This is a genomic window from Erwinia persicina (genome assembly GCF_019844095.1).
Taxonomy (GTDB): domain Bacteria; phylum Pseudomonadota; class Gammaproteobacteria; order Enterobacterales; family Enterobacteriaceae; genus Erwinia; species Erwinia persicina.
Window position 1 is genome coordinate 563,603 of the sequence record NZ_CP082141.1, and the last position, 13,069, is coordinate 576,671.

At 48.4% G+C, this 13,069-nt stretch carries 11 protein-coding genes and 2 pseudogenes; 10 read left to right on the forward strand and 3 right to left on the reverse strand.

Annotation, left to right across the window (positions count from 1 at the left end; genetic code table 11):
• Positions 1-21: 21 nt before the first annotated feature.
• The 3 genes from K6L24_RS02620 to K6L24_RS02630 form a co-directional block, all read right to left on the reverse strand.
• Positions 22-1,281 carry a HEPN domain-containing protein gene (locus K6L24_RS02620; protein WP_222681907.1) on the reverse strand — a complete coding sequence of 420 codons (1,260 nt, stop codon included), beginning with the start codon at positions 1,279-1,281 and terminating at the stop codon, positions 22-24.
• An 860-nt stretch (positions 1,282-2,141) separates the two neighbouring features.
• A complete protein-coding gene (locus K6L24_RS02625) occupies positions 2,142-2,387 on the reverse strand; it encodes an ogr/Delta-like zinc finger family protein (protein ID WP_222681908.1) in 246 nt (81 codons plus the stop codon).
• The gene (locus tag K6L24_RS02630) at positions 2,384-3,094 is read right to left on the reverse strand and encodes a hypothetical protein (protein ID WP_222681909.1); all 711 of its coding nucleotides are present in this window, start codon (positions 3,092-3,094) and stop codon (positions 2,384-2,386) included. The genes K6L24_RS02625 and K6L24_RS02630 overlap by 4 nt, the downstream gene beginning before the upstream one ends.
• Before the next feature lie 543 nt (positions 3,095-3,637).
• Here K6L24_RS02630 and K6L24_RS02635 point away from each other — a divergent pair.
• The 10 genes and pseudogenes from K6L24_RS02635 to K6L24_RS02680 all read left to right on the forward strand — a co-directional run bounded on the left by K6L24_RS02635 (position 3,638) and on the right by K6L24_RS02680 (position 13,052).
• Complete coding sequence (locus K6L24_RS02635; RefSeq protein ID WP_222681910.1) at positions 3,638-3,895, forward strand: helix-turn-helix transcriptional regulator; 258 nt, start codon at positions 3,638-3,640, stop codon at positions 3,893-3,895.
• Complete coding sequence (locus tag K6L24_RS02640; RefSeq protein ID WP_222681911.1) at positions 3,892-4,140, forward strand: hypothetical protein; 249 nt, start codon at positions 3,892-3,894, stop codon at positions 4,138-4,140. Before K6L24_RS02635 ends, K6L24_RS02640 begins: the two co-directional genes overlap by 4 nt.
• Positions 4,141-4,153: 13 nt before the next feature.
• Positions 4,154-4,681 (forward strand): host cell division inhibitor Icd-like protein, encoded by a 528-nt coding sequence (locus K6L24_RS02645; protein ID WP_222681912.1) that lies wholly within the window; start codon positions 4,154-4,156, stop codon positions 4,679-4,681.
• The gene (locus K6L24_RS02650) at positions 4,678-4,941 is read left to right on the forward strand and encodes a hypothetical protein (RefSeq protein WP_222681913.1); all 264 of its coding nucleotides are present in this window, start codon (positions 4,678-4,680) and stop codon (positions 4,939-4,941) included. Before K6L24_RS02645 ends, K6L24_RS02650 begins: the two co-directional genes overlap by 4 nt.
• Positions 4,931-5,269, forward strand: a complete 339-nt coding sequence (locus K6L24_RS02655) for a DUF5375 family protein (protein ID WP_222681914.1) — start codon at positions 4,931-4,933, stop codon at positions 5,267-5,269. The genes K6L24_RS02650 and K6L24_RS02655 overlap by 11 nt, the downstream gene beginning before the upstream one ends.
• A 14-nt stretch (positions 5,270-5,283) precedes the next feature.
• Positions 5,284-7,605, forward strand: coding sequence for a primase-helicase zinc-binding domain-containing protein (locus K6L24_RS02660; RefSeq protein WP_222681915.1), 2,322 nt, complete (start codon positions 5,284-5,286; stop codon positions 7,603-7,605).
• Positions 7,606-7,983: 378 nt separating this feature from the next.
• On the forward strand, positions 7,984-9,615 hold the full coding sequence (locus tag K6L24_RS02665; protein WP_245006708.1) for a TIR domain-containing anti-phage reverse transcriptase: 1,632 nt from the start codon (positions 7,984-7,986) through the stop codon (positions 9,613-9,615).
• Between the two features lie 104 nt (positions 9,616-9,719).
• Positions 9,720-9,911, forward strand: a pseudogene (locus K6L24_RS02670) (primase-like DNA-binding domain-containing protein); the annotation flags it as partial.
• A gap of 686 nt (positions 9,912-10,597) precedes the next feature.
• Positions 10,598-11,794 (forward strand): annotated as a pseudogene (locus tag K6L24_RS02675) (tyrosine-type recombinase/integrase).
• 196 nt (positions 11,795-11,990) lie between these two features.
• A complete protein-coding gene (locus tag K6L24_RS02680; RefSeq protein ID WP_164476791.1) occupies positions 11,991-13,052 on the forward strand; it encodes a nucleoid-associated protein in 1,062 nt (353 codons plus the stop codon).
• Positions 13,053-13,069 lie beyond the last annotated feature (17 nt).

The window sequence follows — 13,069 nt, forward strand, 5'->3', positions numbered from 1 at the left end:
TTCCCCTCTTTTTTTGATTTCTTATATTACTGTTGCTATGGTTTTTAAATATTCCTTGGCTCTTGATAGTTCTAACTCTAGCATGTTATGGAAAAAAGGATTATCTGTTGATGCCTTGTAATTCTCGAAGGATTTATTTAGTTTGCTCCTGTGTTTTCTAAGCTCCTTTTTATATGAATCATGAATGTTCATGTAAATATACCTGGTTAGCTTTTTAATTGTTTGTTCACTATCACTTGATAGTTTTTGGTCTTCAGGTTTTTTATCCATATCCTCACTTTCGCTTATATCAACAGTATCCCCAGTTTTTTCGTGTATGGTTGTCTTTAACTCTGTTTTAATTTCGCCTTCTTGCTTTTTAGTTATTTCAATGTTTTCAATGGCATTTAATGCTTCGCTAATCACAATGTCAATGCTATTTTTTTTGCTAATTATTTTTTTCAGTTCTTCATAAGTGATGAATCGATTGTGCGCCACTTTATTTCTTAGCTCATATAGTGATTCCCAATCGTCAATTAACTGTTCTTCTTTTTTATTTCTTTCTTTTGGTTCTGTGTTTTCGGGGTAAACTTCAGGGAAAAAATATCTTTGCCAGTTACTCTTAGGTACGAAATCCATTAGTTTATCTACGTCAACGGTTTTTTTTGTGCTATTAAGAATACGATGAACATCTGCTGTTTTTATCGTGCTGTATTTGTCGAAAAGGAACTTAGATAATTGAATGAAATCTGTTTCCGATAAAAACGTATTTATTGATTGAGCCTCTGTTTTTAACTCCTTGTTTTTTATTGAATCGATTACTTCTTGAGGGATATTGGATTTTATCCATTCCAATCCGACTTTGGTTGACATAAATATTGTAATTAACTTTCTCATTTTGTTTTCTATTTCATGAATATGCTTATACCCCTCAATAGAAAACTCCGTAGCTAAATCATCTCTTAATGTGTTTAGTTGTGAATGCTGTAGCTCTCTAATTGTAGCAATGATTTCTCTGTTTAGATCTCTGGTTGTGAGTTTTTCTTCTTCATTTGAAATGGGTGTGGTGCTGCTAATTTCTATAAAATAGCTTCGGTAGTTTTCATTTTTAGATTTTATTTTTTTTACATTCAAATTAAAGTCAATGTTATCAAATGAAATAATGTTGACATTGTTGTTTTCTGATATTTTAAGTTTATTGTTTAATTGAAGGCCTCTAATTAAGTCATCTTCACTTTGCATTAATCGTCTTTCTTCTGAGAAAATGAGTAAGTATTCGGATGTGTAATTTTTCCCGTCCATAACAGCTCCTTTTATTTTTCTATTAACATATGAATTAATGAATAAATAGATAATGACTGAAATTTAATCGCACATATGGCTTTTAAATCGCTTAGACCTAATTAACTTCATTGGATACAATTTGTCAACAGTACCTATGGAGGTAGATGATATCCGGTATGCATGGCTAATACTTAGGTGTCGCGACGTTGTTACTGAGTTGCGAAAAACATAGTTGTCAAAGGTCCTTAGCTGGAAGTTTTGGCGAACGGCATTCATCTGACTCAGCGTTGAGCCGTAACGCACAAAGACATACCTCTCTGAGGAGGTATCGTGACCTAAAACTGCTTTCCAGCTTCCTGACTCTATTTTGTCCCCATTCATGCGCAGGCTCAGCTTAGGACCAGCTTCGTCACTCCCGCACGTACAAGCTGGATCAATGAGCAATACTATCCCGGCCAGGGTCAGTTGACCACTCCCCTCTAACGGCTCCCTTGATAAACCACTACCGCATGACCCATCGCATGATTCTCTCAGAGCCACGCTGCCACGTTCTGCCCCTTATTTAATTCATACTGGCACCACACGCCGCCTGCGTGCGTCCTGCTTCTCCTGCGCCGCACATGCAAAGGTGCCAGCGCGCAATGCTACCCCCTCCTCGCCTGCCCGCTTTTTCGGTCGCATTTAATGCAATTGCATGAGGTGGCTCAGGCCGCGCCATATCTGCTTTTAATGGGGATTATGTACCCTGCAAACTGCATGCAAATCCATGCACCTTATGCATGCACGGCTCTTTACAAAGCGGGCTGGCCAGAAAAAGGGCTTTCGAAAGGCAAGCTGCGGGCGTAAAAAAGCCGCTGTGGTGGCAGCGGCATCAGGGATTAGTGTGACCGGAAAGATGAACCATAACGCCCGATTGTTTGCGCCTTACTCTGCGGCTCTGGAGCCACCGGCAGTGATTCCTGCTGAGGCGGGCAGGTGATGACCTTTGTAATGTTTTCGTGCGTCTTGAACGTGCATGAGCAGTCGAGGTTAGTGCACTGATGATAGCGCTCCTTCACCTGTTCGGACATGTACCGGCTTGATTTGGCATGTGCAGGGCTTTTGCAGAACGGGCAGTGCATCATGATACTTTTCCTCCTTCAATGGCTTCGCGCTGCGCTCTGATACGCTCCACCAGCTTTATGCGTGATGCCGGACTGCGATACAGGTCCATATCAACGCCAGTCAGAGGCGGTGTGTGCATGCCAATGTTTTTCAGCTCCGGTATCTCCTCCAGCATCTTCAGAGGCAGCGCCGATGCCGTTCTCGTCAGCCTGCTGCCAATCAGTGCCGCGACTGCGCCTGATGCGCTGCCACCTTCACCGTGCGTGGGCAGGACTTCCTCGCGCTGAAGCCGCAGGCGAATGGCCCACAGTAGCTCGGGGCTGATGGTTTTCATCGCGGCATCCCAGTGCCGGTCGGTGATTTCCGCAAAGGCCGTCCGGTACTCTTCTACATATGCCTTGCCGCTGGAGCAGCAGGCGAGCATTGCACTCTGTTTATCCAGTTCAAGCACCGATATCAGACCGGTAAACTCGTCGGCCAGCTCCCGGCTGGCAATACGCTGGCTGTGCTCTGCCTTTAGCTCATCGGTCAGTTGACCCCGCAGACTACGAAAACGGCTGCGCCAGTTGGTTTCGGCTTCCTTTCCCGCCTCAATTGCTGCCTTTCGCTCTTTATCACAGCGTAAAATATCAGCGCAGATAGTGTTATAGCGCTTCATGTTCTCCGTGTGTTTCGCCCTGGCGACTTCAAACTTCTCTGTTGCGGTCTGCGGCTCTGCGTTGCTCATGGTGGTATCTCGTCGTCTGTAAAGGGTGAGGCCATTCTGCTGCGTACCAACAAACAAATCATTTCATTGCCTCTTGCCTGTCAGTGAGCAAACAGACCCGCCTCAGCCCTGATATACCCCCTTTGAGATTTTAGTTTTACTAAAACTATTCACTACTGTTCACCTTAATAAAAAAGATAATAAATACAGTAAGTAATGGGGTGAACACTCTGGTGATGAGTATTCACCGGGTGTTCACCACTGTTCACCTTTCCTTTGAAGAGCCTTTTCTCTGGTGAGCTTTTTTTAGAACTTTTAACTCCATTTTTCTTGTTTTCCCCTTATTTTGATTATGAATAAAGTACAGAAATTATTCAGCTCATGACTATTCAGTTCTATCCAGTTCTATTCAGTAACACGTTACTTTTTCTGGTGGCCAAAGTGTGTTTTTTGACCGATGCCACCTTGTTGCATCCGGGGTAAATATTCTGAAAATAAGGGGTTACCGAAACAATTCCGCCGGAACCGGCCAGCGCCGCCCGGATACAAAAAAGAGGTAACACCATGCTTTTAGTTTCTCCATTTTCCGCCCCTGCCACCCCGCCAGCGAGCCATCTGCACTACCCGCGTGACCGTTTCATGCGCCTGCCCGAAGTCATCAGCACCTGCGGCCTGTCGCGCTCAACCATCTACGACTTAATCAGCCGGGAACAGTTCCCGTCGCAGATTTCCCTCGGCGGGAAGAACGTCGCCTGGCTTGCGTCAGAGATTGACGACTGGATGCAGGCCCGTATCGCGCAGCGCGCAGGCGGTGCGGCATGATCGCCCTCAATATAGGCACCCGCAGCTTTCCCCTGACGCCTGACGAAGCGGCATACCTGGCTGAAAACCTGCTGGTTGCCGCTACCGGAAAGACCGGCGTTATCCCCGCCTTTAACAGCGGCGCGCACGGGCATATCTGCGTGCGCACGGAGCGGCAGAAGCCTGAAGCCGTAAACGGTGGAAAAGAAAAAGCGACGTTCCGATCAAATCCGCAGCAGTCGGATCACGTCCTGACCGATTGCTGAGGAAAACGCCCCGATGTGTGAAAAAAGCCTTTTCTCTGGCGAGCCTCCGGTCTATAGTTTTCCCGCTGCCGCAAAATCGGCAGCCGGGCGTAGGAACCCGAGTTACTTATTGGCGACACGACACGCGCCACGCGTGTTTTTTTACGTCGTAGCCTCAGTGCACCTGCTTCGAGCGTGGTGGCTATCATGCCGTCATGCCTATTGCGTAATGGTGGCTCAGGCGGGGCAGCCTTCGGGCTGGCCGGTTTCCAATAAGGCCGGTATTCCTACCCCCGTCTGGGCTACCACCCCTGAGTGTAGGAACTCCGGTGGTAGCTATCATCGCTACTTATTGGAGACTGCCATCATGGCTACGGTTCATCATACCGCTCACCCCGAATTCACCTTTATCTTTGCCGCCGTCCGTCGCTCACGCGCCGACGCCCGTCCCTGCATGCTGCGCACCGTGGCCGCCGACGAGCGCACCGCCCGCCTGAGCCTGGTGCGTGACTACATGCTGTCATTTGCCGGGCGCGTGCCCGTTAAGGCGGTGGCTGCATGAATACCCTCTCCGCACGCATGCACGGCGACGAAACCTACGCCATCCCTCACGCCGACTTCCTGCGCCTCCAGCACGCCCACGGCGTGGGCGTCACCGTTCTCGATATGTTCTCGCTGGTCATTGCCACCGGCGACAGGCGTCACGTCCCTGACGGCGAGGCGCTGGCCTCGGTGATTGCCGTGCTGACCGACCAGCTCGGCAAGGTAGTCGCCACCTGTGAGAACGGCTTTATGGAACAGGAGCTGCGCCATGACTGTTAACCACTCCTGCCTCCCGGTGGAGGTGCGCACCGCCGTTTACCGCCGCGCGCTGGCGCAGGGCTACCTCAACGCCTGCGGGCAGCAGGGCATCCGCGTTGCGGCGACTCTCGACGAACTGCAGATGACCATCGCCCTCGAGCTGGAGGGGTTTTACGTGCGCCGCCACGGCCCGGAGGCGGGCATGGAGATGGCCTGCACCATGCTGGCCGATATGGTCGGGTCTGACCTGCTGACCGCACCGCCGCGCCTGACCCCGCTCGGCGTCACCATGATGGACGAGCTGTTCTGCGGGCAGCTATCTGCCGCCAGCCGCGCCACGCTGCACTGAGGGATAAGCAGACCATGAAAAATATTGTCTCAGATACCGTAAAAAGCGCCGCCGGTCAGTGGCCGCTGCTGCTGCCCGCACTTGGCATCCCCGTTACCACGGGGGGCCATCACGGCCCCTGTCCGGCCTGCGGCGGCAAGGACCGCTTCCGCTTTGACGACCGCGACGGTCGCGGCACCTGGCTGTGCAACCAGTGCGGGGCCGGTGACGGCCTGAACCTGGTGGAAAAGGTGCTGGAAGTGGGCGCAAAGGAGGCCGCGCTGAAGGTGGCCGCCATGCTCGGTAACCTGCCCGCATCCGGCCTGCCGGTGAAAGCAGAAAAGAGCGCGGAGGAGAAAGCCCGCGCCCGGGCTGACGCGGCAGAGCGGGCCGCCGGGCTGATTGCCGCCGCCGTGGCCCGCACGGATAACGCCTACCTGCTTTCGAAGGGGCTGGACGGCACGCGGGCGCTGACGCTGGCCGCCGGATTGCGCTGCGGCGGCGTCGCCTTTCAGACCGGTGACCTGCTGGTGTCGCTCACCGACACCGAGGGCCGAGTGGTTAACGTGCAGCTCATTAACGCGGCGGGCGACAAGCGCACCCTGCCGGACGGGCGGGTAAAGGGCAGCTTCCACCCGTGCGGCGTCCCGGACGGGAAAACGCTCTGGCTGACCGAGGGCATTGCCACCGGCCTGACCGTGCACCGCCTCACCGGCCAGGCGGTTTACGTGGCCCTCAGCGCGAACAACCTGCCTGAGCTTGCGCGCCAGCTTCGGGCGCAGTACCCGGACGCGCTGATGCTGCTGGCCGCCGACAATGACGACAACGGCATGGGCCAGCGTAAGGCCGAAGAGGCCGCGAAAGCCTGCGACGGCAAAATAGCGCTGCCGCCGGTGGCGGGCGACTGGAACGACCTGTGGCAGACGCAGGGCGATACCGCCGCCCGTGCGCTGCTGACCGCGTTCATGCAGCCGCCTGCGCCCGGCCCGTTTGAGTCGGTGAGCGAGGCCGACCTGAAGGGCATGAGCGCCAGCGAAAAGGCGGAGCTGCTGGTTGCGCACTACGGCAACGCGCTGGCCGTGCCGCCGGTGGGCGAGGAAATCTGCCGCTATGAGAACGGCGCCTGGCTGGTCGTGCCGCAGCAGACGCTGCGCCGGGAGATTGTCGCGCTGTTCCAGACCGCCCGCGCCCCGTTCTCCGCCGCCGGGATTAACAGCATCCTGGACACCCTGAAGCTGATGGTGCCGCAGATGGGCGACCCGGCGCGCCGCCTGATTGGCTTTCGTAACGGGGTGTATGACACCGCCACCGGCACCTTCAGCCCGCACGACCGGGAGAACTGGCTGCGCTCGGTGAACAGCGTGAGCTACACCGCGCCAAAGCCGGGGGAAAGCCTCGCGGAGCACGCGCCGAACTTCTGGAAGTGGCTGACGCGGGCCGCCGGACGCAGCCACGACAAGCAGAAGCGTATTCTCGCGGCGCTCTTTATGGTGCTGGCAAACCGCTACGACTGGCAGATGTTTCTGGAGGTGACTGGACCAGGTGGAAGTGGGAAAAGTGTGTTAGCCTCGATCGCCACGCTGCTCGCTGGCCGCGATAACACCACGTCCGCTACCATCGACACGCTGGAATCATCACGCGAACGCGCCAGCATTGTCGGATTCTCGCTAATCATTCTGCCCGATCAGGAGAAATGGAGCGGTGACGGCGCGGGCATCAAGGCGATTACCGGCGGCGATGCGGTAGCCATCGATCCCAAATATCGCGATGCCTATTCAATCCACATTCCGGCTGTGATTCTGGCGGTGAATAACAATCCTATGCGTTTCAGCGATCGCAGTGGCGGCATTTCACGGCGTCGGGTAATCCTGACCTTCCCGGAAGTAATACCAGCGAAAGAGCGCGATACTCATTTGCTGGATAAAATCCGCCAGGAGCTGGCGGTTATCGTGCGCCACCTTATGCAGCGCTTTGCGAAGCCGGAGGAGGCGAGAAAGCTGCTCCAGGCACAGCAGACCTCGGGGGAGGCGCTGGAGATTAAACGACAGGCCGATTCGCTGGTTGATTTTTGTGGCTACCTGATGCCTTTGAGCACGCCGAACGGGTTGTTTATAGGCAACGCCAACATTCGCCCGATTAACCCCAAGCGCTATCTATATCATGCGTATCTGTCATTTATGGAATCGCGTGGGCATCAGCACCCGCTCAGCCTGACGGCTTTCGGCCAGGCTGTCCCGCAGACGCTCAAAGAGTATGAGCGCGTGTTGCTCAAACGCAGAACGAATAACGGCATACAAACCAATCTCATGCTGCATGAAGATAGCGAGGCAGATTGGCTGCCCGCTTGCAGCGTCTGATCGCATCCCAAAATGTAAACCGGCTCAGGCCGGTTTTTTTATTACATACCGAAGTGATCCCTCCATATGAACACTAGTGTACATGAAGTGCTTAACTATGTGTTTTCTAACTTATTGATTTAAAATCATTTTATCAAAAATAAATAGAGTGAACACTTTCAGATGAAATCTTTTTACTTTATTTTGATTTATCAAAATGGTACATATCTTATACGGCTCTGCCTTAAATTTGTGAGGTTGTTTCGCCTCGAAGGAACTAATGTTAGGACACATGCCACCGTTCATCCGATGGTTATTGTTCGCAACGGGTTGTCAGCTATACGTTGCGCAAAGTGATTGGGCAGAGCCGTATTATTGATTAAGTTATAGGGGTTGATTTTGTCACTACATGATAAATTATTAATGCACAGCCTCACCTTTGCTAATAAAGAAAATCCAGACTCCATTCCCGAAATACCTCAAGTTGAACCTGAACCATACAAAGATGGAAAGAACGTAAAATGGAGAAATAAAAAACTCAAAAATAAATCAACCATAGACCACGAGAGCTTAATAAATTTATGCAAACTAATTGAGTCTGGTAGCATTGTTATCACATCAGCAAGCGATATTGCTAACCTTCTTGAAATCCCCGTAGGCCAATTACTCTATATCCTTTATCATAAAAAAGATAACTATCGAACTTTTGAGATAGAAAAGAAAAATGGTAAAAAAAGAATTATCAATGCTCCTAATGGAGGAGTATCAATACTACAAGAAAAAGTAAAGCCTATTATAGAGTATTTTTACAGGCCAAAAAAATCTGCTCACGGCTTCATAAAAGAAAGAAGCATCATTACAAATGCCTTCATGCACACTAAGAAAAAGTTTGTTGTAAATATTGATATTGAAAATTATTTTGATTCAATAACATTTGCTAGAGTTTATGGGATATTCAAAAGTAAACCATTCAACTTTGCTCATCCAGCGGCTACTGTTTTGGCTCAGTTATGCACACACAATGGTAAGTTGCCTCAAGGAGCATGTACATCTCCTATATTAGCTAATCTTGCATCGACTTCGCTTGATAAACAGCTTACTCAACTGGCAGGTAGAAAAAGCATATCTTACTCTCGATATGCTGATGACATAACCTTTTCATTTAATCAAAAAAAAGTGCCTGACATAATTGAACAAAATGATGATGGAAGCTATGAAATTAGCGAGGCTCTTGAGGGAATTATCTTAAGAAATGGTTTCAGAGTTAACTCTGATAAATTTAGAGTTCAAACAAAAAACACTAGGCAGAGTGTTACGGGCTTGGTTGTTAATGACAAAGTCAACGTTGACAGAAAATACATCAGAATTACGCGCTCAATGATTCACAGATGGAAATATGATAAGGTAAAGTATTCACTTCTCTTTACTACAGAAAAAGGATACAAAACCAAGGATAATAAACAAGCTATGGATATTTTTCGAAATCATATCTATGGGCGGCTTAGTTTCATAAAAATGGTACGAGGAAAAGATTATCCGGGATATTTAAAGCTTATGTCATATATGAGTCACAACGATCCATTGAAAACAAAAGAAGGTCTGAGAGCCATGAAAGAAACAGAAAACTTTGATGTATTTATCTGTCATGCAAGTGAAGACAAGGAAGACATAGCGACCCCCGTGTACGATGAATTAACTAAAATTAACATCTCAGCTTTTATCGATCATGTAGAGATTAAATGGGGAGACTCATTAATAGAAAAAATAAACTCGGCTCTAGTTAAATCTAAGTATGTTATTGCCATTTTATCAGCTAGTTCAGTTAATAAAGAATGGCCTCAAAAAGAATTAAGGGCAGTCTTGGCAAGTGAGATATCCGATGGGGACGTCAAGCTTTTAACATTAGTAAAAAAAGATGATGAAGAAATAGTAAAAACAGCATTACCTTTACTGCGGGATAAACTTTACATGGTATACGAAGAAAATCCAGAGGTGGTGGCTGATAGGGTTAGAACACTTTTACACCGATGAACATCCTAAAATGATGAATGTGTATATTAATGCGTATAAGGCATCACTATACACAAATTAAAATATATATTTATCAGTAAAATATGCATCAATACGCACTCATATACCAGTCGTTTATGGAGCCTAGGGGGCACCAGCACCCCATGAGCCTGACGGCGTTCGGGGAGGCCATCCCGCAGACGCTGAAGGAGTACGAAATAGAGCTGCTGAAGCGCAAGACGCGGAACGGCATCCAGACCAGCCTGGAGCCGAGTGAAGACTGTGAATCTGACTGGCTGCCGCGTTGCGATAACTAAGTCATCCGACAACACCAAACCGGCTCAGGCCGTTTTTTTTTCGCCTGAACGTAATGGTGTTCACCTAAGGGTGAACAGTAGTGAAGAGTTTCACTCCAAGTAATCACCCATTAACTTTATGATATTAATGATAAAAGATTCAAAGATGAACAGGGTGAACACTTTTTCATAAAATCATTTTTTTCTGGTGAAATGAAAATTTTCTGACGTACCGCGCCGGTAAGGATCTGAGTAACGGAACCGAACCGACAGAAAAACTTTTTGCAAACGACAGCTGTATTTTATTTAACCAATACTGTAATTGTCTGTTTTGTATAGAGAACTGGTAAAAATAATTGGGGGCATAAAAGGGGGCGTATTTACATTTATTTAAATAAAAAGACATATAAAACAGTTGGTTGAAGTGGTGTTTGAGTCCGGCCTTCGCACCATAAAGCGTATGAACATTGAAGCCACCGAAAGGTGGTTTTTTTGTGGGTGGAATTTGGCCTTCGCAATGCTCCCTCATTTTTTCCGTAACTTGATTCAATCTGCATTAACTTTCTGATGCGGGTAGAGTGGTTAGTTGTTGGTATATCGCGGTTCGATAATGTTTGTACCCACACAGAACCTTTGAAAGGATACTCAACACAGCCCTGAGTGATGTGAAGGTTCGTTCGGCTAAGCCTGAAGCATAAACCTATAAACTGATTGACGGTGAAGGCATGGTGTTGCTGGTTCACCCTAACGGCTCCAAATACTGGCGGCTCTGTTATCGCTTCGGTGGTAAAGAGAAGATGCTGGCGCTGGGGAAATCCCCTGAAGTGTCATTGGCGGATGCCCGGGCACGCCGAGACGAAGCACGTAAGCAGTTAGCTAATGGCGTCGATCCCAGTGAAAACAAGAAAGCCGTTAAGGTAGAGCAGGAGTAAGAGGCGATAACGTTTGAAGTGGTCGCCAGAGACTGGCATGCCAGTAATCATAAATGGTCGGTATCGCATAGCGCTCGTGTATTGAAAAGTCTTGAAGATAATCTCTTTGCTGCCATCGGTAAGCGGAACATTGCAGAGCTTAAGACTCGGGATCTTCTTGTACCCATTAAAGCGGTGGAGTCATCCGGACGTCTTGAAGTCGCCGCCCGTTTACAGCAGCGAACTACCGCGATTATGCGCTTTGCCGTTCAGAGCGGCTTAATCGACTACAACCCCGCGCAAGAGATTGCCGGTGCGGTTGCTACTGCTAAAAGACAGCATCGTGCGGCTCTGGAGCTTAACCGCATACCTGAATTACTTCACCGCATTGATCATTACTCCGGCAGGCCGTTAACTCGACTGGCTGTCGAACTCACTTTGTTAGTTTTCATCCGTTCAAGCGAACTGCGCTTTGCCCGTTGGTCAGAAGTGGATTTTGAAACGGCCATGTGGACGATCCCCGGTGAGCGTGAACCGTTGGACGGTGTTAAACATTCTCAGCGTGGTTCGAAGATGCGAACTCCCCATCTTGTACCCTTATCGCGGCAGGCCTTAGCTATTTTGGAAAAGATCAAAAGCATGAATGGAAATCGAGAGCTGATTTTTGTGGGCGATCACGATCCGCATAAGCCGATGAGTGAGAATACGGTGAACAAGGCTTTGCGAGTTATGGGCTATGACACCAAAACGGAAGTCTGTGGGCATGGTTTCAGGACGATGGCCTGTAGTTCACTTATTGAATCAGGATTGTGGTCGAGGGATGCAGTGGAGCGGCAGATGAGCCATCAGGAGCGTAGCTCTGTGCGGGCGGCATACATCCATAAGGCGGAACATCTTGGGGAGCGTAGGTTGATGCTGCAGTGGTGGGCAAATTATCTGGATGCGAATCGGGAGAAGGGGGTGAGTCCGTTTGATTTTGCCCTAATAATGTAAAAAGTCTAAGAAAGCGGGGCAGCTAATGCTGTCTCGATCATATTTTCATTATTTTATTTTGACGTTTATTCTGTCTGGGGCGAGGATAAGTTACGCCGTAAGCTATGCAATAATGTTATCGTGTTTTCCGCCACGTTCTACGCTTAGGTAAGATGGCTCACGGTAGTAAATATAAACACTATATTGAGAAATAAAAATGAGTTTTTTAACGGATGAAGAAATCAATGCATTATCAATAAAAAGGATGATTTTTCATGTGGTTGGCGGTGAGTTGGAAGTCCCTGTTTTACTCAGCGAAATTTCCCCTCCGGAGCATGTTGATTTCTTTCTGGAACGTATCAAATCTGCAGTTAGTGGCAATATGTTTCATTTTAAGGAGTTGTCAAATACAGAGCGAATCCTGAGGATCATCAGGGAACATGCAGACACCGATATCGGCTGCTTTACTGAGCAATCCTCCTTATTGGCAAGCGATTTTCAGTCTCACCACCATACCAAGAATGCCAGTATGGGCGTTTTTTTCCTTTTTGAACTTCATACACTCAACGATGAGAAACTGTATGCGTTGATTAAGTATGACAATGAAGATGTAGTCCGTTATGTGCTGGATGTTGAAGGAGATGAGTTTCAGGTACCTAAACTCGAACGCTTTCGCGAAAGTTTCGTTAAAAAAGCCGAAGCCATGCAGAAAATCGCACTGGTACGGCTGAATGAAGATTTGCCGGGCGGATTAGTTGTCGTACGGGATCGCAGCAAACGTACTAACATCTCTGTCTATTTTGAACGATTTCTACAGGTTAAGCGCGTCAATGACCCAACTCAGCTCAGCGATAAGCTAGTTACTGTATTAAAAGATGTATATAAAAAGCATCGAAACTTACTACCTGAAGAGATCAAGCGCAGCGGAGTAAACAAAATTTATGAAACTTTACGCCATGGCGAACAGGATTTTAATACTGATGAAGCACTGCCATTGTTGACCCAGATTTTTGGTCCCTTGGAGGAAGAACACCCTCTGGTTAAGTATTTTTTTCGTAAAATAAAGGATTTAGGAATTTCAGGTGAATCTTTCCGCATCATTCCCGATAACATTCAGAAGCCCCGGAAGAGAAAACTGGAAACATTGGAAGATGTAATCATTATCTACGATGAAGACAATGCACCAGCAGTAGAAAATATGGAAGACGGGCGAAAACGAATTGTAATTGTGACTGCAGGATTGGTAACAGATGATATCGATATTGGAAAAAATCGGTAAGGCTATATGCCACTCAC

What these genes read in the sequence shown, in the direction of transcription:
- K6L24_RS02620 (WP_222681907.1), bottom strand. Translation starts at nt 1,281, where the DNA reads ATGGACGGGAAAAATTACACATCCGAATACTTACTCATTTTCTCAGAA.
- K6L24_RS02625 (WP_222681908.1), bottom strand. Translation starts at nt 2,387, where the DNA reads ATGATGCACTGCCCGTTCTGCAAAAGCCCTGCACATGCCAAATCAAGC.
- K6L24_RS02630 (WP_222681909.1), bottom strand. Translation starts at nt 3,094, where the DNA reads ATGAGCAACGCAGAGCCGCAGACCGCAACAGAGAAGTTTGAAGTCGCC.
- K6L24_RS02635 (WP_222681910.1), top strand. Translation starts at nt 3,638, where the DNA reads ATGCTTTTAGTTTCTCCATTTTCCGCCCCTGCCACCCCGCCAGCGAGC.
- K6L24_RS02640 (WP_222681911.1), top strand. Translation starts at nt 3,892, where the DNA reads ATGATCGCCCTCAATATAGGCACCCGCAGCTTTCCCCTGACGCCTGAC.
- K6L24_RS02645 (WP_222681912.1), top strand. Translation starts at nt 4,154, where the DNA reads ATGTGTGAAAAAAGCCTTTTCTCTGGCGAGCCTCCGGTCTATAGTTTT.
- K6L24_RS02650 (WP_222681913.1), top strand. Translation starts at nt 4,678, where the DNA reads ATGAATACCCTCTCCGCACGCATGCACGGCGACGAAACCTACGCCATC.
- K6L24_RS02655 (WP_222681914.1), top strand. Translation starts at nt 4,931, where the DNA reads ATGACTGTTAACCACTCCTGCCTCCCGGTGGAGGTGCGCACCGCCGTT.
- K6L24_RS02660 (WP_222681915.1), top strand. Translation starts at nt 5,284, where the DNA reads ATGAAAAATATTGTCTCAGATACCGTAAAAAGCGCCGCCGGTCAGTGG.
- K6L24_RS02680 (WP_164476791.1), top strand. Translation starts at nt 11,991, where the DNA reads ATGAGTTTTTTAACGGATGAAGAAATCAATGCATTATCAATAAAAAGG.